Annotated in this window: 19 protein-coding genes; 4 read left to right on the forward strand and 15 right to left on the reverse strand. The window is 39.5% G+C overall.

Annotation, left to right across the window (positions count from 1 at the left end; genetic code table 11):
* Nucleotides 1–5: 5 nt before the first annotated feature.
* Genes ACZ42C_RS10505 through ACZ42C_RS10525 form a run of 5 tightly spaced genes read right to left on the reverse strand, consistent with a single transcriptional unit; the run spans nucleotide 6 to nucleotide 4,412 of the window.
* Nucleotides 6–1,283: a TRAP transporter large permease gene (locus ACZ42C_RS10505; RefSeq protein ID WP_461180345.1), complete on the reverse strand. Its 1,278-nt coding sequence runs from the start codon at nucleotides 1,281–1,283 to the stop codon at nucleotides 6–8.
* Nucleotides 1,284–1,760 (reverse strand): TRAP transporter small permease, encoded by a 477-nt coding sequence (locus ACZ42C_RS10510; protein WP_461180344.1) that lies wholly within the window; start codon nucleotides 1,758–1,760, stop codon nucleotides 1,284–1,286.
* A gap of 22 nt (nucleotides 1,761–1,782) precedes the next feature.
* Entirely contained in the window at nucleotides 1,783–2,823 is a 1,041-nt protein-coding gene (locus tag ACZ42C_RS10515) for a sialic acid TRAP transporter substrate-binding protein SiaP (protein ID WP_461180343.1), read from the reverse strand.
* A 17-nt stretch (nucleotides 2,824–2,840) separates the two neighbouring features.
* On the reverse strand, nucleotides 2,841–3,503 hold the full coding sequence (locus ACZ42C_RS10520; protein WP_461180342.1) for an N-acetylmannosamine-6-phosphate 2-epimerase: 663 nt from the start codon (nucleotides 3,501–3,503) through the stop codon (nucleotides 2,841–2,843).
* A 30-nt stretch (nucleotides 3,504–3,533) separates the two neighbouring features.
* Entirely contained in the window at nucleotides 3,534–4,412 is an 879-nt protein-coding gene (locus ACZ42C_RS10525; protein ID WP_464891243.1) for an N-acetylneuraminate lyase, read from the reverse strand.
* 181 nt (nucleotides 4,413–4,593) lie between these two features.
* Between ACZ42C_RS10525 and ACZ42C_RS10530 the strand changes: the two genes are divergently transcribed.
* Both ACZ42C_RS10530 and ACZ42C_RS10535 read left to right on the forward strand, forming a co-directional pair.
* Entirely contained in the window at nucleotides 4,594–5,433 is an 840-nt protein-coding gene (locus tag ACZ42C_RS10530) for a MurR/RpiR family transcriptional regulator (RefSeq protein ID WP_461180340.1), read from the forward strand.
* Nucleotides 5,434–5,688: 255 nt separating this feature from the next.
* Nucleotides 5,689–6,411, forward strand: a complete 723-nt coding sequence (locus tag ACZ42C_RS10535) for an Ltp family lipoprotein (RefSeq protein ID WP_461180339.1) — start codon at nucleotides 5,689–5,691, stop codon at nucleotides 6,409–6,411.
* A gap of 226 nt (nucleotides 6,412–6,637) precedes the next feature.
* On the opposite strand, the gene ACZ42C_RS10540 is transcribed toward ACZ42C_RS10535, so the two are convergent.
* From ACZ42C_RS10540 to ACZ42C_RS10550, 3 genes are all read right to left on the reverse strand, one after another.
* Nucleotides 6,638–7,594 carry a hypothetical protein gene (locus ACZ42C_RS10540; RefSeq protein ID WP_461180338.1) on the reverse strand — a complete coding sequence of 319 codons (957 nt, stop codon included), beginning with the start codon at nucleotides 7,592–7,594 and terminating at the stop codon, nucleotides 6,638–6,640.
* A 401-nt stretch (nucleotides 7,595–7,995) separates the two neighbouring features.
* Nucleotides 7,996–8,394, reverse strand: a complete 399-nt coding sequence (locus ACZ42C_RS10545) for a hypothetical protein (protein ID WP_461180337.1) — start codon at nucleotides 8,392–8,394, stop codon at nucleotides 7,996–7,998.
* The gene (locus ACZ42C_RS10550; RefSeq protein ID WP_461180336.1) at nucleotides 8,373–8,762 is read right to left on the reverse strand and encodes a HEPN domain-containing protein; all 390 of its coding nucleotides are present in this window, start codon (nucleotides 8,760–8,762) and stop codon (nucleotides 8,373–8,375) included. The genes ACZ42C_RS10545 and ACZ42C_RS10550 overlap by 22 nt, the downstream gene beginning before the upstream one ends.
* Nucleotides 8,763–9,384: 622 nt before the next feature.
* On the opposite strand from ACZ42C_RS10550, the gene ACZ42C_RS10555 reads away from it, so the two are divergent.
* Nucleotides 9,385–10,504 (forward strand): IS3 family transposase gene (locus tag ACZ42C_RS10555; protein ID WP_461180335.1). Its coding sequence is split into 2 segments (ribosomal slippage): nucleotides 9,385–9,651 and nucleotides 9,653–10,504, totalling 1,119 coding nucleotides; the frame shifts between segments, so codons are not numbered across the junction.
* Nucleotides 10,505–10,648: 144 nt separating this feature from the next.
* Here the strand turns inward: ACZ42C_RS10555 and ACZ42C_RS10560 are convergent.
* From ACZ42C_RS10560 to ACZ42C_RS10590, 7 genes are all read right to left on the reverse strand, one after another.
* The gene (locus ACZ42C_RS10560; protein ID WP_461180334.1) at nucleotides 10,649–11,035 is read right to left on the reverse strand and encodes a hypothetical protein; all 387 of its coding nucleotides are present in this window, start codon (nucleotides 11,033–11,035) and stop codon (nucleotides 10,649–10,651) included.
* Between the two features lie 108 nt (nucleotides 11,036–11,143).
* Entirely contained in the window at nucleotides 11,144–11,485 is a 342-nt protein-coding gene (locus ACZ42C_RS10565; protein ID WP_464891244.1) for a hypothetical protein, read from the reverse strand.
* A gap of 943 nt (nucleotides 11,486–12,428) precedes the next feature.
* On the reverse strand, nucleotides 12,429–13,685 hold the full coding sequence (locus ACZ42C_RS10570) for a dihydrolipoamide acetyltransferase family protein (RefSeq protein WP_464891245.1): 1,257 nt from the start codon (nucleotides 13,683–13,685) through the stop codon (nucleotides 12,429–12,431).
* A 13-nt stretch (nucleotides 13,686–13,698) separates the two neighbouring features.
* Nucleotides 13,699–14,730 (reverse strand): alpha-ketoacid dehydrogenase subunit beta, encoded by a 1,032-nt coding sequence (locus ACZ42C_RS10575; RefSeq protein ID WP_461180331.1) that lies wholly within the window; start codon nucleotides 14,728–14,730, stop codon nucleotides 13,699–13,701.
* Nucleotides 14,731–14,757: 27 nt separating this feature from the next.
* Nucleotides 14,758–15,681 (reverse strand): thiamine pyrophosphate-dependent dehydrogenase E1 component subunit alpha, encoded by a 924-nt coding sequence (locus ACZ42C_RS10580; RefSeq protein ID WP_461180404.1) that lies wholly within the window; start codon nucleotides 15,679–15,681, stop codon nucleotides 14,758–14,760.
* Between the two features lie 163 nt (nucleotides 15,682–15,844).
* The gene (lpdA, locus tag ACZ42C_RS10585; protein WP_461180330.1) at nucleotides 15,845–17,188 is read right to left on the reverse strand and encodes a dihydrolipoyl dehydrogenase; all 1,344 of its coding nucleotides are present in this window, start codon (nucleotides 17,186–17,188) and stop codon (nucleotides 15,845–15,847) included.
* Nucleotides 17,189–17,414: 226 nt separating this feature from the next.
* A complete protein-coding gene (locus ACZ42C_RS10590) occupies nucleotides 17,415–20,009 on the reverse strand; it encodes an ATP-dependent Clp protease ATP-binding subunit (RefSeq protein WP_461180329.1) in 2,595 nt (864 codons plus the stop codon).
* Between the two features lie 1,181 nt (nucleotides 20,010–21,190).
* On the opposite strand from ACZ42C_RS10590, the gene ACZ42C_RS10595 reads away from it, so the two are divergent.
* The gene (locus ACZ42C_RS10595; protein WP_461180328.1) at nucleotides 21,191–22,501 is read left to right on the forward strand and encodes an acetamidase/formamidase family protein; all 1,311 of its coding nucleotides are present in this window, start codon (nucleotides 21,191–21,193) and stop codon (nucleotides 22,499–22,501) included.
* Nucleotides 22,502–22,755: the final 254 nt, after the last annotated feature.

The following is a 22,755-nucleotide window of genomic DNA, read 5'->3' on the forward strand; positions in this document are numbered from 1 at the left end:
ACAATCTAATTAAGTAAGTCCACCAGGAATGTGGATATTCCAGGGAAAAAGATCAACGCGATCATAACAAGCACGAGCGGAATCAGGAATGGCAGGATACCTCTATACATGGTGCCCACCGGAATATTACCAACTCGTGATACTACAAATAATGCCATTCCCATCGGTGGTGTTAAAATACCAATCATTAAATTCAAAATAACGAATGCACCGAAAAAGATAGGGTCAACACCGACACTCGTTACTACCGGGATCAGAACCGGAACAACCAGCACCAGTAAAGCAAGTGCCTCCACAAAAGTCCCAAGAACGATCAATAATACACTGATTAACATGAGGAGAAAGATTGGATTCTCCGTAATACCGAGAAAACCTTCAGCCACTTTGATAGCCACTCGCTCTCTTGCTACGAATTGTCCAAAAAACTCCACAGCGGCAAGCATCAGTACGACCACACCGGTCATCTTCAACGCATCCACGATATTGACATATACTTTCTTTAACGTCAGTTCCCGATAAACAAAGAAACCAAGAAATAAAGCATAAACAGTACTTACTACAGCAGCCTCCGTCGGCGTAAAGAACCCGGAGAAAATTCCGACAATGATAATTAAAGGAGTCAGCAATGCCCAAAAAGACTTCAGGAAATTCTCGCCGATTACTTTAAGACTGGCTCGCTCAAGTACGATGTAGTTCCGCTTTTTAGCAATTAAAAACGTAGTTATAAATAGTGATATTGCAACTAAAAGTCCGGGAACCAGCCCCGCAATAAACATAGAAGCAACCGATACATTGGCAAGTGCGGCATAAATAATCATGTTCAAACTGGGCGGGATAATCCCACTTAAAATTGCAGAAGCTGCAGTTAACCCACCGTTAAAGTCCTCATCATAGCCTGCCTTCCGCATCGTTCTGATTTCCAGCTGACCCAATCCCCCAGCGTCTGCCAGTGATGAACCGGACATGCCGGAGAACATTAAACTGGCGGTTATGTTAACATGCCCCACACCGCCGGGAACATGTCCGACCAAAGACATGGCAAAATTAAAAATACGATCCGTAATTCCGGATGAGTTCATCAACGTTCCCGTTAATATAAAGAAGGGAATAGCAAGTAAGGTGAAATTATTGATTCCGCTTATCAGCTGGGCACCTGAGGCATAAACAAGGCTCCAATCTCCTAAGATAAAGTACAATAAAGCAGCCATAATTAATGTAAATCCGACAGGGATACCCAGAAAGAGTAAGACTAACCATGCGATGAAAATAATTGCTATTTCCATCTATTTCACCTCCTCAGCCTTGTCTTCGCGCCATTCTTTCACTATACGCTCAATCAATCGGTAGATCATAACGAGCGTAAGGATTGGGAGAGCTGCAAACATATAGGTATATGAAATTTGTAAAGTAACAATATTTAAATGCGTCTGGCTTTGCAAAATAGGGATACTGATGATAAATACCACTATAAGGGTACAAAGGATTAAAAATTGATTGAATATATACACCCATTTTTGTCCCTTGGCGGGCAGTCTTTTAATAAATACATCAATGGCAACATGACTGTTATCTTTTATACAGGCTGCAATCCCCAGATAACCGGCATAAATGAAAAGCAGTTTACTTAATTCCTCTGTCCACACCAAGGGAACACCAATCCCTTGGCGTGTCAGAGTTTGTACAACCAAAACTACCAGCATGGCCACAAACAAACTGCTGCCTATAATTTCCTCGAAGTTATTGTATATTTTCTTCAACATGACCGATCACCTACATGGTTGATTATTCTCGAGCATCATCTATAATTTCCATATATTCCTCTGCACCTTCACCAATTTTGTCAAAGTACTTTGGATATGCTTCCGAAACAGCCTCTCTAAATTCTGTCAAATCAGGCTCTGTTATTGTCAGACCTTCATCTTCAAAGAACTGAACTATTTCTTCTTCCTCCGTTTGGAATAACTCTGTGTGATAATCTGTTGCTTCTACGATACCGTCGTTTAGAATCTGTTGAAGGTCTTCAGGTAGATCCTGCCATGTCTGTTCACTTACCACATACGTATTATCGTTTACAACATGATTGGTCAATGCGATATAATCCTGTACTTCATGGAAGCTGTTTGCTCTTACGGCAGGAAGCGGGTTATCCTGACCGTCAACCTGATTCGTCTGCAGAGCCAGATAAACTTCATCAAAGCTCATAGGTGTCGGCGAGGCTCCCACATATTCCGCATAGTCAAGCAGTGTTTCTGCTTCAGGAACGCGCAGGTTCATGCCTTCCATATCCGCCAGCTCATTGATTTCAAAATTTGAGGATGTCACGCGTGTACCGTTATACGCACTGTCAACCACACGAAGGCCATGCTCTTCAACTAATTCATTTCGCAATTCTTCACCAAATTCGGTGTCATAAACCACACGCAGGATATGATCAAAGTCCTCAATCACGTAAGGTACTGCCAAGAGCTCAGAACGTGGGATCCACTGACCAAACCGTCCCATTTCAGATAATGTAATATCCAGTGACCCTTCCTGCAATTGCCCCAACATGGAAAGATCATCCCCTAGTTGAGCGTCCGGGTATAAGGTGATCGTCAGTTGCCCATCACTTTCTTCCTCAACATAGTCTGCCAAAAATTCAGCAGCCTCATATTCATTGGACTGGGTGTTCGGCTGCATTCCAAACTGCAGCTCATACGTTTCCCCCTCGCCGCCATTTCCATCACTTTCGCCATTTGAAGCCGTATCGCCGTCGTTATCCCCACATGCCGCCATCACCAGCAGCATCACTGAACCTAATAAGAAAATCAGACTTTTTTTCATTACATATTCCTCCTTAATTATTTTACTTCACTCATTTTCATAGAAAACTTTTTTGTTATTTCCTGTGGTCTTGTAATGGCACTTCCTACCACGACAGCGGAAGCTCCAAGTTCAAGCGCTCGCTTCGCTTTATTTGGTGTATCTATATTCCCCTCCGCAATCACTGGTATATCTACTGCATGCAGGATTGCTTCGAGCGAATCGAGAGGTTGATCACCCTCTGTATCAGCCGTATAACCGACCAGCGTGGTACCCACCAGGTCCACCCCTAATTTCTCTGCCTGGATAGCCTCCTGCACATTCGAAACATCCGCCATAAATGTTTGCCCGGGAAAATTTTCCTTCACCTTGTGAAAAAACGTTTCCAGTGTTTCATGATGAGGCCGAACTCTGTCTGTTGCATCAAATGCAATGATTTCGACTCCCTCTTCATACAAAGCCTGTACTTCCTTAATCGTTGGCGTAATTCTGACTTCACTGTCGTCATAATCTTGTTTAATAATCCCTATGATGGGCAAATTGACTTCCTTTTTTATGGCTTGGACATCAGCAACCGTATTGGCGCGGATGCCATTTGCTCCTCCCTCATAGGCAGCCAATGCCATTTTGGACATGATATATGAACTGTGAAGCGGTTCATCTTCTAAAGCTTGACAAGATACAATTAATTTTTTACTCATTTACTAAACTCCCATTGAACTATTTCTGATTTATTCTTCTGTGGATATGATGTTTACAATCTTTTCTGCCTGTTTCCTTTCATCCTCTGTAAGTTCTTTGAAAGGGAATTTCATATATCCTGCGTCAATCCCATATTGTTTTAACACATGTTTAATAGTTTGATAGACACCGAGTCTTTCCAATCTGGCAATCACTTTATTCATCTTTTTTTGTAGATCTTTCGCCTTTTCCAAATTAGTGCTTTCTACAGCTTCGTATAAGGCAATAGCTTCCTTACCTATAATATTGTATGTGCTGCCAATGGCTCCGTCTGCTCCGGAGACGGCAAATTGCAGAACCATATCATCAGCCCCGCTGAAGAATACTTTATCTTGATGTATGTCTTTTAATGTAGCCAGTTTTGAAAGATCAGTATCCGTGTACTTGACTCCTATTACATTTGGAATAGCCAATAACTCTCCATAGTCTTCGATAGAAAATTGCGCACCGGTAAAGGCAGGATTTGAATAAATAATCATTGGATGATCTGTTTCTTCTGTCAGCCGCTCGTAATAAGCCTTAATTTCCTGAAAGCTGAACTTATAATAATATGGCGTGATTGCAGATAGCGCGTCATACCCAAGCTGTTTGGCTTCCTTTCCTAACCGTATTGCTTCTTCTATATTCAAGGAGCCAATCTGCCCAATCAAGGTGACAGCATTTCCGGCTTCCTCTTTGACTATTTTAAGTAAATCTGTTTTGGCACTTTCATCCATCAGGAAACTCTCCCCTGTGGAACCGCCTACATATAATCCATTCACTTTCATCTCGTCAATGTTATGGCGAACTACCTCCCTTAGTCCTTTTTCATTGAGCGTACCATCCTTGTTAAACGGTGTTAGCAAGGCTGTTATAATACCTTTCATCATTGTCCCTCCATTCTCTTTTTCGAGAAGACGCTTTCATTTTTGAAGATTTAGGTGTATCATATCAGTATGAAAGTAAGTTGTCAATTATAATTTTAAAATGGAGTTTATCTCCAAACATGAGAACCGGTTATGATAGAGTAAGATAAATTAGTGGGAGGCAGTACAAAGGAGATGATGGATCGTGAACCATTTTAGTGATAATAACGTAAATTTGACCATGTTGATGGAGCAAAACAAGAATACATTCACAAAGTCCGAATTAAAGTTGTACAACTTTATTACCGAAAATTTTGAAAAAGTTGTTTATCAATCATTAACTGAAATTGCGATTGCATGCCAAGTCGGGGAAGCGACAGTTTTACGATTTTGCCGGAAACTAGGTTATAAAGGGTATCAGGATTTCAAACTGGCTCTGGCAAGAGAGCTCTCCATCCGGGAGAATCATGGTAATGATGGAACATATATCGATAAAGTGAGAAACAATATGATACAAGCAGTCGATGATACTTACAAACTGGTTGACGATGCTCAATTACAGATGGCCATTGATAAAATATACGATGCCCAATCGGTTGTTGTGTATGGTGTTTCTTCATCAGGAATTGCCGGTCTGGATATGCAAAACAGACTAATGCGGATTGGGATGAACATCGAAACCATCACAGACTCTCACAATCAGGTGATCCGCTCCAACTCCACCAACAAGGAGACAGTCATTATCGCAATTAGCCTTACAGGCAGCACGAAAGATATCATTGATGCTGTAAAAACAGCAAAGACCAACGGCGCTGCAGTAATTGCAATCACGAACTATATGAAATCACCATTAACCAGTTATGCAGATATCGTTCTTCTGACATCGGCTAAGGAAAATCCATTGGATAGTGGTTCACTCGTATCAAAAATATCTCAGTTGTTTGTGATAGATCTGTTATGTACAGGCATAACGATGAAAAACTATGAAGGGGCCAAACAAATAAAGGAGCAAGTTGCACAGACGATATCCGAAAAATTATATTAAAAAATACAAGGGGTTATCCTACCTTGCTATAGATGCCCTTGTTTTTTTCTTGTGGTTCCGTATATTCCACCATGATTACCATCGTTTGCGACTTTGATTGATCACCTTTTCCTATTTTCGCACATCAGCTTAGATCGATTAAATTTTACTAGTTGTTGTTATATGGTCCTTGAAACCCCCACCATTCGTTATTGCGCAAACCTGCTCTTTGTAGGATAATAGTACTATGTTTATGATAAGGAGGGGGTGGGGAGGGTGAGGAAATACCTGGTACTACTGTTTTCTGTTTTATTGGTAGCGGCTTGTTCCGAAGAGACTGTAGATATTGCAGGAGAAGCACTCAATTACGAAGAACTACAGGAAGAAATCGAAGAAGCGGAAGAAGAATTAGCGTCCATCCATGACGAGTTGGCAGAAAAGAAAGATGAATTAACTGCTGTTGAAAATGAACTTGAGGCAAACAAGGAAAAATATGAGGCTTTGGAAGAACTGGCCGAAAATAGAAATGATATGATTCAAGAAGTCGAAGAAGCGGAGGATACATTAGAATCACTTCACGCTGAAATCAGTAAAGCTGAAGATGAAGTCGCCGCAACAGCAGCCACGTCAGAAGACACTGCAGAAACGGCAGAGAAGAAGGAAACAGAGGCTTCGGCTACAGAAAAAACAGAAGAAGAGTCTGAAGATGAAACACCATCACAAAGAAATGCAGTGAATATGGCTAAAAGTTATTTGGATTATACGGCTTTTTCTAAAAGTGGTCTCATAGATCAATTAAAATATGAAGGATTCGATGATGCCGACGCCACTTATGCCGTAGACCAATTAAGTGTAAGTTGGAAAGAGCAGGCAGTCAAAATGGCTGAAAGTTACTTAGACTATATGAGTTTCTCCAGAAGCGGTCTAATTGAACAGCTAATGTATGAAGGATTCAGCAATGAAGATGCAACACATGCTGCAAATGAAGTGGGACTTTAATTTATCAGCATCATTTATCAAGCGGAATTAGTAAAACCACCAGGATGAACTGGTGGTTTTGTTCTATCAGCAGCGTGAAAATAGGTGGCACGGATATTTAATTCCTAGCCAACTATGGTTATTAATGACATTACTGGAAAACTTGAAATTCCCGACACAGCTTCAGGGCTTGTGTGATTTTGGTTTCAAGGAGTTTATAAATTTATCAGTTGTCTGAACAACCCAATTACAACCGCTCAGCACGCTTTCTCGCCTCTTCATATTCTCTTAAATCTTGCTTGTACCGATTTTCTTCACTTTTTGAATATTTCGCATTATAGTTAAACTGATCCACAAATTTCCTTCCCGAATAATTGGCCTTTTTTCGTTTTTGTTCAACTGCACGATTTGCCTCACTCTTTATTTGTTTTTTGGCTTGATGTGCTTTATCCATCTCTTGATTCCAACCGGTATATTTGTTTTCGACCTTTGGAATAGCCTTACTCAATATCACAAATAAAGCAATAAAACCACCACCGACCATTAGGAAGAAATCATTGATTTTAAGTCGCCGCAGCGCTCCTTTAATGGTAGAAGCATTTCCTTTTTTCAGTTGCTTCAAAACTCTATTTTTCTCTTCTTCACTTGAAAACATTCCGGCATGTTTGCCTGTGGTCTTTATCTCCTCAATCAACATTCCGTTTGTATTTGTTATACGAACCATAACTATATTAATCAATTTTGCAGCTGTTACAGCAATTGCGATGGGAATGAGCATTTCAAGCCCCACCCATAAAAAACCTTCCCATACATTCGTTACCTGCATTTCAGATGTATAAGGATTGAAATTGATTATTAGAAACAAAAGAACAAAACCGGTGATCGTTCCATAGATACTGTACCACTTGAATTCTTTCTGATGATGGAAAGTACCAGACGGCTTCCCTTTTATTAGATTCATGAAAATCATCACGATCAGGATACTGAGGAATCCAGCCGGAATCGCAAATACCAAGCCATAAATGCCAAGTGAGAATTCATAAGTATAACTACTGTATAAACCTCCTTCAACAGCTACCTCTTTTGTCATAATACGATTGATTACTTTGTTCATGATAAACGTTAAAATAGCAGTTAGAATAATAACAGTTCGGGTTTTTCCCAATAGCGTTTCCTTCATCGTCCATTTTCCCATCTTTTCCATTCACTTACCCCTCGTTTAGTTTTTCTTCATTTTCTATGTACGCTTCAGCCTGCTCGTAAGAATAATGAATCAGGTGCCAAAAACCGGCATAATAACAAAAAATCCAGCTCCGGCATGGAACTAGATTTATATTATAATATAAAACTTCAAGTGTAAATAGGTGAATTAATTTTGTTGTTTAAAAATAATTGTTAAATTAATTATAACATACACTGTCAATAGGTGAATAGCACTGATGGCTGTATTTATAAAAAGCCATCAGCACGAATCACCTTAACCAATTGTATTCGACATATATTGACAAAATTCGGGGAGTGACAGGCACCTTCCCAAAAGGAACCACTGTACCGCAGTCCCAGGCACCTTTCCAAGCGCAGCTCCAACACCTAAATCTATACAGCCTATGCTACTCGGTATATATATGCATCTTCTATATAATGATTATTGATGGCATTTCTGGAAAATCTGATGCCGGACACCTCTTCCGGTCCTGTTTGTATGGTGGTTTCAAGCAGTTTTATTAATTTATCATTTGTGCGAACAACAGAAATATTATCCAACGCAATACCGTAATCACTGTTTTTTTGTTCAATTTCCTTTAACACTTTATTTATATGCTCATACGCCTTCGCTGGCCCGGTTGTATCATAGTCTTTAGATGCTATCATCAGTCTCCAGTTATCTCTATCGGTATCATAAAGCCAAAGCGCTGCTTGAACATGAAATGCAGCCTTATCTAATTCCGTAACAAGTACTGCGCCATCCTTAAAATCCTTTTCTACCAATGTTCTTTTATCCATCTGAATACCCCCTCATTTGGATTATTCACTGCTTCGATCATATCCTTTGCCTCTTCCATCGTATGCTTAGCATATCGATCTTTTTCAGACCAATCCTTAATTATAGTCCACTTGATTTCCAATTCATTGGGTATTTTCACACCAATTACCCCAATTAGTTTCTCCACGTCATGCGTATAAATTTTATTTACAATCGTTTTATCAGGAAAATCATACTTCCTGGTTCTTTTTGCAATCCAAGCCTTAAGTGCACACTCTATAACATATCCTGCTAAATAATATGCTCCATCATACTGATTAGCTTTATATAAAACCTTAGCCTCTTTCAGACGAATTTCCGCGAGTTCCTGTAATTCCGCTCTATTCATATTTTCCTCCTTATTATAAACAATTTAATCATGAAAGTGTATTGATTACGTGGTTATGAGGGGGGCAAGGGGGGATTTAAGGTTTTTACGATATGGCAGAGGCTGCATGATCATCAAGGAACAGGAATAGTTTATGGGACATGATAAATCCAACAGTTTCAGAAAGTAATGCAAGTTGTGTGAAGCGTTTTGCAGGTGAAAATGGTTCCCATTACGCAGCTTTGAGGTAAGTTCAAATGGTGTCCTGTTTTCCTGTTGAAGGATGTGTAGGCTAACGCTGCATTTGTAACAGCGTTTTCCTTCATCTATAAAATAAGGTATTTGATTAGGATAAACAAAAGTGTAATATTGCAATTTGAAAGGGGTATAAGCGCATAAAGTTCAACTTTCCCTAAGTAGAAAATACGAATTCAGTGCGTTTCTGAGGGCAGAAAATGAAATTTAGGTTATTTTTTCATAAATAAAAAAGCTGCCAGAACTAATCACCAGCTCAAGCAACTTTTAAGGTATATATACCTTAAATACCCGTATCCTGTTCTTTTTCCATATACGCTTCACGTATTTGAGAATATAATGGACCCAAGATTTTAGACACGAAAAAGGGAGATGTTAAGGTAGGTATATGAAACGAAAAAGATATACACCAGAATTCAAATCGCAAATCGTGTTGGAAATCTTGAAGGAAGAAAAGCCAATGAGCCAGATAGCTTCGGAACATGGCATTCATGTAAACCAGCTGCAAAAGTGGAAAACACAGTTTCTGCAAGATATGTCACAAGTCTTTGAGAAAAAGAACAAAGACAAGGAAAAAATGAAAGAAGATTACGAAAAACAACTGGAAGCTCTCTACGCTGAAGTTGGCAAATTAACCACGCAATTGTCGTGGATGAAAAAAAAATCTGGAATCTACCACGACTAGACGGGAACGCATGGAGATGGTGGATTGGAAGGATCCAGACCTTCCTATCTCCCAGCAGGCTAAACTATTTGGAATAAACCGTTCCAGCCTTTACTACAAGCCTGTGCAGCCGTCTCCTGAAGAGGTTGCCATTAAACACCGGATTGATGAGATCTATACCAAATACCCGTATTTTGGTTCACGCAAGATTGCCGAATTTCTAAAGAATGAAGGGGTGAACATTAACCGTAAAAGAGTACAGCGTCATATGCGTGAAATGGGTATACAAGCCATTTATCCAGGCCCTAATTTGAGTAAACGTAATCTGCAGCACCGGATTTATCCATATCTGTTGAAAGGAGTGACGATAACCCGCCCCAATCAAGTTTGGAGTATTGATATAACCTATATTCGTCTGCAGAGTAGTTGGATGTATTTAACCGCCATTATCGATTGGTATTCCCGCTATATTGTCAGCTGGGAGTTAGATCAGACATTGGACATTGACTTTGTCCTGGAGGCAGTAAGACGTGCATTCACGGTTGGTACACCCGACATCTTCAACAGTGATCAGGGCAGTCATTTTACCAGTTCCAAATATATTAATCTATTAAAAGAGCAGCCACCCATTCAGATAAGCATGGACTCAAAAGGAAGGGCATTGGACAATATCATGATTGAACGCTTTTGGAGAAGCCTTAAATACGAAGAAGTATACTTAAAGGATTATGGATCACCAAAAGCGGCCAGAAGCAATATAAGGGATTATATGAACCTTTATAATCATGAACGGCCTCATCAATCATTGGATTACAAAACACCAGGATTCATTTATTTTCAATAGATCATTGTCCTACCCACCTTGGTGCGATTATCTTTCCCGAGTCTGCATCCGTCAAGGGAAAGTTCGCCCTTGACGGATGCAGACCCAGGTAAGGCAGGGTTGGCAAGGCGGGTAAGGAACAAAACTAATGATCCCACCTTATTTTTATAAAATTTGTGTCTTGACAATGGGGTCCACCATAGAAAGCGTCTTTCCTGTTTCCTTATGAACAGCGAACGCATAAGTCTGAATACTAGACCAGCCAAACAGCTCCTTTAACCATTTCTGCATGGAGGTTTCTTCGCCATTAACTTCTACATTTCCATTAGCTAAAAGCGTACCTTTATCATCCCGCCCTTTTGCAACGATCGTATCACCGGCTTTAACAACGCCCCATTCGAGCATTTCATTTATTTTAGGCAGCGCTCTCCGTGTAAAGCTTTTTTTCTGCAAACTACTTTTTATGGGGCTGTCTAAGAAATTTACATAATAATCTTTATATGTATTTAATGGTAAGACCTTTTCAATGTTTATATAAACTTGAGCATTCATTTTGTAGGGTATCATTTTAAAACAACTGATATCAACATTATTACTATTCAGCCAAGCAACAGCCGATAAGGTTTGTTCGTCATAGTCAGATGCAACTAGTATAATTTTTTAATTCTTATTAAAGTTGCTCTCTGCACCATTTTCCCGCAAAAACTCTGTCAGTTTTCTCGTTCCAAGCTCGGCACTGGTTAAAGAGCTCTCTTCAAATTCATTACGATATTTTTCGATGTATGGTGCATAAATCTTATTAACCAAATCCTCTGGATCCTCAATCGTTGCATAACTTGCTGCATATCGAATGGCTTGAAATTCAAAAGCCTCTCTTCGCCCTTCAATATCCTTCCGATCTCTTTTTATCTCAACTAAAACTATATTCACCTTATTGTCAACAGCCGTAAGATCACTAATTCCATGCTGGGCGTTTCTAACTTGCTTACCAACAATGAGCATCGATTCTTCTTCATCACATATCATATCGATATTTTGTCTAAGTGAATCAATTTCATAATAGAGAAGTTAGTATAGAAATCCGAACAAAGTTGATTTCCGCTCCAGACGGACGCTTTCACCACTGGCACAAGTGCAACATCGACTCAAACTCGTTTTCGTCGTGTTTTCTTTGCCGCGGGCTCTGCCTCAGCCTCCTCGCTACGCTGCGGGGTCTTCGGCTATCGCTGTTCCCGCTGGAGTCGCCGTCTTCCACTCCAATCAACAGGCTAGCGTTCTGTATTAACAAATTATAAAGTGTTTCCATTAATTAATGTTCGGATACTTAGTAAAAATAAGCAATTATGAAATTTACTAAAGTAAGTCTTCAATATCACTTTCTTTGTAATTCAGTTCTGCAAAAGAAGTTGCATCAATTTTTATTGCCTTATCATTGGATACATTGTACATATTAATTGCCTCCCCAAAAAAGACAAGTTAGTTTAATAATTTTACCATATCATATTATGCTTAAAGGTAACTAGTTCTATCATAGTGAACCGCTCCCCAAACTATCATGTTACTATTATTTCATCACATGTTTGATAGGGAGTATACACAACCGGTATAAAGTAAGTTTCCTGCCTATTCTTTTTGATATAGGTATTACATATTGATCCATTTATAATTCAGCCAGACGATGAAGTTGACAGTTTCGGTACGCTGCTTGCCGGCTTATGACAGGTCATTTTGCTGATCATAAAATGTACTCACACGAACAAGTTCTTTCGCTTAGCCATATGAACAGTAACCCCTGATGGAGCTTCACTTTTTTTATTCGGCTCTACTGCTTTTTCTCAAGGCATACACCCATATAAAAAAGAAGAAAAGCATTATCTTTTGGTGGATGCTTTTCTTCTGTGCTTACTTAGATTGGCACTTACTAACAGATATATTCTATTTCATTCTATATCAGCAATCTATACGGATCCTGTAAATAATTAGCAATCTTATTTAGGAATTCAGCCGCAGGAGCACCGTCAATAATTTGATGATCATAAGTTAAGCTTAATGGAAGTTTTAGTTTTTCAACCACTTCTCCATTTTCATCTAAAGCTAATTCCTTTTGTAAAGACCCAACTCCCAAAATACCAACTTCAGGCGTGTTGATAATCGGTGTGAAATATTCTATATCATAACCGCCTAAACTGGTAATGGAAAACGTGGACCCTGAGTATAAACTGCCGTCCAATGTTCCCTTTCTTGCTTCAGATGTTACCTTTTTAATGGCTGGTCCAAGCTGGGAAAGCGGCATTTGATGTGCATCCTTTATTACAGGAACAACGAGACCTTCATCGATAGCTGTAGCCATTCCTATATGAACTTCATCCACTTTTACATACTCCCCGTTATAGTACCAGGCGTTCATTTCAGGCGTATCCAGCAAAGACAGAACTACTGCTTTTGTGAGTAAGGTGTTAATGCTCATTTCCCCATTATCCAGCGGGTGTTTTACTTTTCCTTTCATTTCTTTCCTGAATTCCATTAGGTCTGTAATATCCACTTTTCGCTGATTTGTTACTTGAGCAGTGGTTTGCACACTACGCATCATACGCTCAGCGATTGTTTTACGCATGCCTTCAAGACCGGCTCCATACTCCATGGTCACAGCACTGGTACCAGTTGGCTGTGCAGTGGCGGATGCAGTTTTTTCGGACGGTTCGTATCTTAAAATATCCAAACGTGTAATTCTTCCGTTTCCCCCCGTTCCGTTGACATCCCGAATGTCTATATTCTTTTCCTCTGCCATTTTCCTCGCAACCGGAGTGATAAAAATGCGTTTACCATCGTTTGTTTTTGCCGGTTGGCTTGGCTGCGTTTCTGCATTGAAAGATGTTACATCTTCCTTTTTACCGGCCTCTTGGGTACCTTTTCCTGCTTCTGCTTTATCGTCTGTTTCTGTATCTGAATCAACTGTTTCCCCTGACTCACCTATATATGCGATTACTCCCTTGCTCGGAATAACATCTCCTTCTTGTGCAACCAGCTTAATAACTTTCCCGGCTTCAGGTGCTTCCACTTCATTTGTCAGTTTTTCTGAACTGATTTCGACGATAGGATCGCCCTGTTCAACCTGATCGCCTTCATTAACTAACCATTTTTCTATTGTGCCTTCAGTCATCGTCAGACCTAATTTAGGCATTACAATTTCCGCTGCCATCATGTAACCTCCCCTTCTAAGCTTTTAAATCATCAATGATTTCTGCTGCTTCTTTTAAAACTTTATCTGCATCCGGGATATAGAGCTGTTCAAGATTTGGCGCAAAAGGAACAGGTGTATTTGGTGCACAGACACATTTTATCGGACCATCTAAATAGTCAAATGCCTTGTCGGATACGACAGAAGCAATATCTGTAGCAGTATTATTATGTGGATTCGATTCATCAATAACGATTAGCCTGCCTGTTTTCTTAACAGATTCAATTACTGTTTCCTGGTCCCATGGTGCAACCGTTCTTAAATCAATCACTTCCACAGACACATTATTTTTATCCAAACGCTCAGCAACTTCCAATCCTACAAACAACATCTTCCCAATTGTAACGATGGTAAGATCTTTACCTTCTCTTTTTACATCTGCTTCCCCTATAGGGATTGTATAGTAATCATCCGGAACTTCACCTTTTGAACCATACAATGTTTTATCCTCGGAAAATATAACCAGATTATCTTCTTCAATGGAAGATAACATTAACCCTTTTGCATCATATGGGGTTGCTGGAACGACAACTTTTACCCCCGGAATAGAACCAAACATTCCATAGTAAGACCCTGAGTGCTGGGCAGCCGCACCGGCACCGGCACCATGCATGGTGCGGACTGTCATTGGGATTTTAGCCTTTCCGCCAAACATATAGCGCATTTTGGACCCTTGTCCAAGAATAGCATCGAATGCAAAACCAATAAAATCATTAAACATTAACTCCGGTACGGGACGTAATCCTGTTGCCGCCATACCCACTGCAGCACCCATATATCCCATTTCGGATAATGGTGTATCGATAACACGTTCCCGGCCATACTTTGGCATCAGTCCTCTAGTGACACCCATTACGCCGCCCCATGAATCATCATTATTTTCTTCCAAATGTTTAACATCTGCTCCACCTGCAATATCTTCTCCAAGTAAAATAACGTCTTCATCTTTTTCCATTGCCTGGTCTAGCGCCTCATTAATTGCTTGCATAAACAGTTTTTCCTTACTCATGATATTCTACCCCTTTCTAATCGTTGATTAATCAGCAAAAACGTCTTCATATAGCGATTCAGGTGCTGGTTCCGGGCTTTCCTGCGCGAATTTAACAGCTGCTTCCAAATCTTTGATGGATTCTTCCTGCAATTGGTCCAATTCATCTTCTGTTATTAGACCATTTTCAATGGCATACTCACGGAACACTTCTAAAGGATCCACCTGGGCCCATTCTTTTTCTTCACCGGAATCAGCTTTATAAGTTTGCTCATCCCCTTCAAAGTGACCGTAATTTCTATAGGTGACACATTCAATCAGTGTTGGTCCTTCTCCATTGCGTGCACGCTCAATCGCTTCACCAGCTGTATCATAGACTGCTGCCACATCTTTACCGTTCACGCGTACGCCGGGCATATTGTATGCTGCGGCTCTTTCTGCAATGGTATTAGAAGCAGAAGAATACCATTGTGGCGTGGCTTCGGCAAAAAAGTTATTTTCGTTAACAAAGACTATTGGCAACCCCCAGATCGATGCCATATTTAAGCATTCATGGAACACCCCTTCGTTAGCAGCACCGTCACCAAAGAAGCAAACAACGACATTGTTATTTTTCTTATACTTATTCCTCATGGCAGCGCCAGTGGCTATACCAAAACCACCACCAACCATTCCGTTTGCTCCCAAGATGCCTTTGTCAATATCAGCGATATGCATAGAACCGCCTTTACCTTTTCCAAGGCCTGTAGCTTTCCCAAATATTTCAGCCATCATTCCATTTAGATCTCCACCTTTTGCTACACAGTGACCATGACCGCGGTGAGTACTTGTTATATAATCGTCATCGGACAAGTGTGCACAGACCCCCGTCGCAATAGCTTCTTCCCCCGCGTATAAATGGACGAATCCCGGTATTTCACCAGCAGCAAAAAATCGCTTGGCATTTTCTTCAAAGTTACGAATGTCTTCCATATTTTTATAGATATCTTTCGCCTTATCAGTAGTTAAATCCTTCACTTTTGCATCTGTGGAAGTACGGACTTCCAAATCAACCAATTCTTTAAAAGATGTTTCAACCTGACTTACTGACTTCGGCATTCCTTTTGGTTTAGCAGACATTATTATTCCTCCTCATTTATTTTTTAACTATATTTTTAGCCGTTTCCATAATTAATTCAGATATGGTAGGGTGGGTGAACACTGTGTTTGCCAATTCATCAACTGTTCCCTCAGATTCATAGACTGTCAGAATTTGATGTAATAAATCTGCAGCCTGTGACCCTACAATAACACCGCCTAATATTTCACGATACTTGGACTCACTAATAATTTTAACAAACCCATCTGTTTCATCAGAGGCCATAGCCCTGCCATTAAAAGAAAATGGCATTTGTTCAACAATGACATCATATCCTGCACTTTTGGCCTCTTCCACACTTAAACCAAACTCTGAAACTTCCGGTTCAATAAACAGAGGTCTGGGAATACTATTAGGGTTAACCGGTTTTTCTTTTTTTCCGCTCATCGCGCGTACAGCTTTTATACCTTCTGCGCTCGCAGCATGAGCTAAAGTATACCCACCGATTAAATCACCAATAGCATATACATGCTTCTCACTAGTTTCATAGTATTCATCCACCGAGACAAACCGTTGATGATCATCTAATTTTAATCCCATCGCTTCAGGCAGTTCGAGATTTTGTCGCCTCCCTGTAGCTACAAGTATTTCATCAAATAAAATCTCCCTGTTTTCAGCAAGTACGACTTTTTCATCCGTTACTTTTTGAATGTCAGCATCCGTAACGAAATCGATTCCAGCATCCTTCAGTTTGTTCTTAATAACTTTCCTGGCATCATCGTCCATCGTTAATAAAATATCAGATGCCACTTCAACAATGGTTACATCCACTCCAAACTTTTTCAGTGCAAATGCCAACTCTACCGCAATCACACCACCTCCTATCGTTACTAGTTTGTCCGGCAATTCTTCCATATCAAAAAACGTATCGGTTGTGAAATATTTCACATAACCTAATCCGTTAATCTCAGGAATAAAAGGTCGCCCGCCGGTAGCCAGAAGCACATTTTTACCATAGTATTTTTCACCATTGACTTCAAACGTATTTTTTTGAACGTATTTTGCTTCTCCATGAATATACTGAATTTCCTTGTTTTTAAATGTGCTGTGAATGCCATTTTGTAAAGTAGTTACTACTTTATTTTTTCTTTGGACAATAGAAGGAAAATCAATATTTTCTACCTTTACACTCATTCCGTGCTTATTGGCTGATTCAATGGACGATAACCAATTACTATATTCCAGGTAAGTTTTTGATGGAATACAGCCAACGTTTAAACAACATCCGCCAATAGCATTTTTCTCAATTACGGCTACAGAATTACCTAACTTAGCAGCTTCTTCCGCTGCTACATATCCACCAGGACCCGCTCCAATAATTAAAATATCAAAGGTTGTCAAGCTATCACTCTCCTTTTCACCAAATTTGCATTGAAAAAGTGAATTAAGTAACAAGTGGTGCTCATAAGCGCTTTCAGCACCTATATATTAACTGTATCAAAGTTTTTATCTGCAATCAATTAATTGCCGGCTATTTTCTCCAATATATCGCGGTCTTTGTATAAATTGTGACACTGTAAAAAGAGAGTAAAATTCATCACCCCATGCTGAACCTGGTAATCATTGTCTATTCTTCTCCTTCATACGTGAAAACTAATCTCTCGTTCTGTAAATAAATGTGAATATCAACCGCTTCACCAATTTTTTTTGATATAATATCCTTGGCCAATGGTGTTTCTAATTCTTGAGTGATAAACCTTCGTAATGGTCTTGCTCCAAAGATCGGATTATATCCATGATCTGCAATCCATTTTATTACTTCATCCTCAGTAATAATATTCATTTTTTTATCTTTTAACCGATTATTTAGCTCCTTAATCATTAATTCAGTTATTTGGTACATATGTTTTTTCTGTAATGGATTAAAGACCAAAACATCATCAATCCTATTTATAAATTCAGGTTGAAAATGACTGCGTAAATCATGCGTAATGGTACTTTTTATTTCTGCAGTTATTTCTCCGTATTTTTCTATAGAATCCAATAATTTGGAGGAACCCAGATTGCTTGTCATGATAAGAATGGCATTCTTAAAATCAATCGTTCTTCCCTGAGAATCAGTAAGCCTTCCCTCATCCAATACCTGAAGGAGCATATTAAACACATCCGGATGCGCTTTTTCAATTTCATCCAAAACTACAATGGAATATGGTCGATGCCGTACTGCTTCAGTTAATTGGCCACCTTCATCATACCCGATATATCCTGGAGGTGGCCCAACAAGCCTTGCCACTGCATGTTTTTCCATATACTCCGACATATCCAGTCTAACCATATCTAACTCACTGCCGAATAAAACATTTGCCAGACTTTTTGCCAACTGTGTTTTCCCAACACCTGTAGGACCCATAAACAAAAAGGAACCAGTCGGTTTGTTCGGGTTTTGTATACCTGCTCTTGATCGTAAAACTGCCTGAGAAACCTTCAAAACAGCTTCATTCTGGCCAATAATTTGTTTACTCAGTTCGCTTTCCAGACTTAATAATCTTTCTCTTTCATTTTCCATGATGCCACTTATTTTTATCCCTGTTAATCGTTCTACTACGCTTTTAATATCTTCTTCACTAACTACTTTGTCCATGTAAGTTTCAGAGTCATCAGTCAAAGTAAGCCTCTGCTTATTTAGTAAACGCATTTTATTTTCTGCTTCAGGAATTTTAACCTTGGATAAGTCAGCAATGTTTTCCAAGTCATTTTCCATTAAAGCTTGATCATACATTTTTTTCAGCTTGCTCACTTTTACTAATTCTTCTTGGATTACCTGAAGAAGATCCAGCTCTTTATACCATTGTTCTTCCATTATCTTTTTTCGAGCTTCCAGTTCATCTAAACGTGTTTTGATATTTTTTTGTTTCGTAGAATCAGAGCTTTCATCCGTATAAGATTGTATTTTCAGGGCGAAAATTTTATCTTTTATATTTTGAATAGCTTGAGGAGTTTCATTTAATTTTATATATTTAACCGCACTAGCTTCATCCATTAAATCAATCGCTTTATCCGGCAAATATCTGTCTGTAATATATCGAATGGAAAGTTTGACAGCTGCTTCTATCGCCGCTTCATCAATTTCTGTTTCATGAAACAGCTCATAGTCCTGTTTAATTCCCTTAAGAATTTCAATCGTATCCTCTACTGTTGGTTCCTGTACAATGACTCGCTGAAACCTTCTCTCTAATGCCTTATCTTTTTCAATATTTTCACGGTATTCATCTTGTGTGGTCGCACCAATGCATCGAATTTCCCCTCTTGCAAGCATTGGTTTTAAAATATTTCCGGCATCCATTGATCCTTCCGTTTTCCCGGCTCCTACAATCGTATGAATTTCATCAATAAACAGGATGATCTTGTCATTGGAATCCCGAACTTCATTTAACACTGCCTTCAGTCTCTCTTCAAAGTCACCTCGATATTTAGCGCCGGCAACAAGAGCACTCATATCTAAATTATAAACGACTTTATCCTCCAGGTTTTTTGGTACATTATTATCTACAATTTTTTGAACTAATCCCTCAACAATTGCTGATTTTCCAACACCTGGACTGCCGATAAGAATAGCATTATTTTTATTTTTTCGTGTTAAAATGCGAATAATGTCTTGAATTTCATCATGTCTTCCTATTACATTTTCTATTTGTCCGTCAATATAATTTTGATTTAAATTAACGGCATATCTATTTAAAGAATCATATAGATTTTCCTGATGTTGGGTCACCGCTTTTTTTCCCTTACGTATTTTGTTCATTTTCTTGTAGATAGTTTCTTTATTAATTTCATAATCATTCAAAAAGATTGTAATTGGATTAAATTTCTGTTCAAATAAAGCGAGTATGATATGCTCCACAGTTACGTAACGATCACGTAAAAGCTCAGACTCCTCTTTAGCTTGTTCCATCAGACTCTTTAATCGCAGACTTTGTTTTTCACCATAAATTACATCCGTACCTGATAAAGTAGAGATTTTTTCCACTTCTTTATTTACCAATTGAATAAATTCATTCATATCAATATCCAACTTTTCATAAAACTCATAGGCAAAACTTTCAAGTTGTAACAAAGCTGACCATAGATGTGGTATATCCAACTGATAGTTTTGATGCTTTTTTGCAATTTCCTGAGCCTCTATTAAAACTTCCTTTACAGCTGTTGTCTGGTTATTCGTCATATTTCATCACCTCTCGCTGAAAGCCTATTCATGTATTAATTGTAACACGTTAGATGCGTTTATTTTGAGTATAAGGGTTTGAAAGACTTTGTTACTAAGAAGTATAACTACATAAAAATGTTCAAATAAGATTAGGAAACCTGTATGTCTCTTCTTTGGTTATTTTTTAAAATTTATAAACTTGAATCAATTTCATAATAGAGAAGTTGGTATAGAAATCCGAACAAAGTTGATTTCCGCTCCAGACGGACGCTTTCACCACTGGCACAAGTGCAACATCGACTCAAACTCGTTTTCGTCGTGTTTTCTTTGCCGCGGGCTCTGCCTCAGCCTCCTCGCTACGCTGCGGGGTCTTCGGCTATCGCTGTTCCCGCTGGAGTCGCCGTCTTCCACTCCAATCAACAGGCTAGCGTTCTGTATTAACAAATTATAAAGTGTTTCTATTAATTAATGTTCGGATACTTAGTAAAAATAAGCAATTATGAAATTTACTAACTTAAAATATTCCATATTTAAAAAGTTAATCCGCACCTCCTACACGAACGGGATTTCCACCATCATTTGTTATTGAGCAAACCCACCCTTTGCAAGGCTATAGAACTATATTACTGATCAAGAGGGGTTGAGGAAATACCTATTTCTGCTGTTTTCTGTTTTATTTGTAGCGGCTTGTTTCGACGAGACTATAGACATTGCAGGGGAAGCACTCATTACGAAGAACTACATCCTCCATCACCTTGTTGGATCAGCAAAAATTATGACACAGGTTTAATCGTTAATCCTTTGTTTGAGTTGGACGCTGCTTGGTTGATGTGGATAGGTTTATAACGACCTAGAGGATTATAGTGCAGAAATTTTTCACATGTTTGATAGGAACTATACGCAGTCCATATAAAATAAGTTTCCTGCTTAGTTATTTCATATTGATCTCTTTTAATCCAGCCAGACGTATGTACGCTGAGTGCCGGCTTATGACCGGTCATCTTGCTGATCATAAAATACACTCACACGAACAAGTTCTTTGGCTTAGCCATATGAACAGTGACCCCTGATGGAGCTTCTCTTTTTTCCATTCGGCTCTACTGCTTTGTCTCAAGGCACACACCCTCAAATCCTATAATCCCTATTAACTTCAAATTCATGGTATAATAGAATCATAATATGAAAGGGAGTGGATCAACGTGGAAACAAATCAAAAAAGCGATGCAAAACAAACAGTATTTGTGAATGATTTCACAGACGGTATTCTTGACCCTTCTGAAAACATGAAATATATCGTAAAAGATGGTGGTCACATTGTCGCAAACACAGCTCCCGGCTGTTGGGGACCGATGATTACCCCAGCACTGAAAGGCGGTCATGAAGTAACGAAGCCTGTTTATGTAGAAGGGGCAGAAGTCGGAGATGCCATAGCCATCCGTATTGAATCGGTGGAAGTAACTTCCATTGCTACTGCATCCGGAAGTGACGCTCCTGTAGATGGCCGTTATATTGGAGACCCTTTTGTCGCGGGTAAGTGTCCCAACTGTGGTACGGTGAACCCTGAAACCTATATTGAAGGAACTGGTCAGGAAGCAATTCGCTGTAAATCATGTAATGAAGATGTGACCCCTTTTATTATTACAAATGGTTATACGATGGCTTTTAATCAAGATAAATCACTGGGTATTACGCTTTCTAAAGATCGGGCCGAAAACATGGCAAAAGATGCAAAAACCCATATGAACACACCGGAAAATTCCATCCAAAATCCAATTCTGACATTTGCACCACATGATTTGGTTGGAGTAATTGCAAGAATGCGTCCGTTCCTCGGTCAACTTGGTACCATGCCTTCCCGACCGATGCCGGACTCTCATAACGCTGGTGACTTCGCCCAGGCTCTTATTGATGCTCCACATGATTACGGGATGACAAAAGAACAAATAGAAGACCGAACAGATGGTCATATGGATATTAATCGCGTTCGTGAGGGTGCGGTATTAATTGCACCTGTTAAGGTAGAGGGCGGAGGAGTATACGTTGGAGATATGCACGCCATGCAGGGAAATGGTGAAATAGCAGGTCATACAACAGATGTGGCTGGGATTGTTACGCTGCAGGTGGAAGTGTTAAAAGATGTTAATGTAGAAGGACCCATCCTTTTACCTGTTCACGAAGATTTGCCGCATCTGGCCAAACCGTTTACGGAAAACGAAAGAAAGAAAGCCCTGCAACTTGCGAAAAAACAGGGTATCGAAAAGATAGAAGAATCCTACCCGGTTTCCTTTATCGGCACAGGTGCCACCCTTAACGAAGCAACGGAAAACGGGATGGAGCGGGCTGCAGCATTCTTTGGTATTACCGTACCGGAAGTCATGAACAGGGCAACCATCACTGGCTCCATTGACGTTGGCCGGCACCCAGGGGTAGCAACAATTACGTTCCTCGCCCCTACAACGTACCTGGATCAAAAGGATTTATTGGAAGTTGTGAAAGGTCAGTATATATAAGGACTTACGCCAAGGGAGTAACCTTGGCGTTTTTTTAATCTTTTTCAAAGGCTGCCGTCGAGTTCATTTCATCGATAAAATGACTGCTATATCACTGCTGGCTACCCTGGTTATGGGAGATGAAAAAACACAAATCCAGAGAAACATGACATTATAGGAAAGTCAGTTTGTCTGTTTACTGTCGAACTCGGATTCACGCCCCAATAAAGAAAATTATCTCTTTCCGCATTCCTATTAAATCTAAATAAATGATA

The sequence above is a fragment of the Virgibacillus kimchii genome (assembly GCF_055379185.1).

Coding starts and splice junctions, on each gene's coding strand:
- ACZ42C_RS10505 (WP_461180345.1), bottom strand. CDS start 1,283: ATGGAAATAGCAATTATTTTCATCGCATGGTTAGTCTTACTCTTTCTG.
- ACZ42C_RS10510 (WP_461180344.1), bottom strand. CDS start 1,760: ATGTTGAAGAAAATATACAATAACTTCGAGGAAATTATAGGCAGCAGT.
- ACZ42C_RS10515 (WP_461180343.1), bottom strand. CDS start 2,823: ATGAAAAAAAGTCTGATTTTCTTATTAGGTTCAGTGATGCTGCTGGTG.
- ACZ42C_RS10520 (WP_461180342.1), bottom strand. CDS start 3,503: ATGAGTAAAAAATTAATTGTATCTTGTCAAGCTTTAGAAGATGAACCG.
- ACZ42C_RS10525 (WP_464891243.1), bottom strand. CDS start 4,412: ATGATGAAAGGTATTATAACAGCCTTGCTAACACCGTTTAACAAGGAT.
- ACZ42C_RS10540 (WP_461180338.1), bottom strand. CDS start 7,594: ATGGAAAAGATGGGAAAATGGACGATGAAGGAAACGCTATTGGGAAAA.
- ACZ42C_RS10545 (WP_461180337.1), bottom strand. CDS start 8,394: ATGGATAAAAGAACATTGGTAGAAAAGGATTTTAAGGATGGCGCAGTA.
- ACZ42C_RS10550 (WP_461180336.1), bottom strand. CDS start 8,762: ATGAATAGAGCGGAATTACAGGAACTCGCGGAAATTCGTCTGAAAGAG.
- ACZ42C_RS10560 (WP_461180334.1), bottom strand. CDS start 11,035: ATGAATGCTCAAGTTTATATAAACATTGAAAAGGTCTTACCATTAAAT.
- ACZ42C_RS10565 (WP_464891244.1), bottom strand. CDS start 11,485: ATGCTCATTGTTGGTAAGCAAGTTAGAAACGCCCAGCATGGAATTAGT.
- ACZ42C_RS10570 (WP_464891245.1), bottom strand. CDS start 13,685: ATGATGGCAGCGGAAATTGTAATGCCTAAATTAGGTCTGACGATGACT.
- ACZ42C_RS10575 (WP_461180331.1), bottom strand. CDS start 14,730: ATGAGTAAGGAAAAACTGTTTATGCAAGCAATTAATGAGGCGCTAGAC.
- ACZ42C_RS10580 (WP_461180404.1), bottom strand. CDS start 15,681: ATGGAAGACATTCGTAACTTTGAAGAAAATGCCAAGCGATTTTTTGCT.
- ACZ42C_RS10590 (WP_461180329.1), bottom strand. CDS start 20,009: ATGACGAATAACCAGACAACAGCTGTAAAGGAAGTTTTAATAGAGGCT.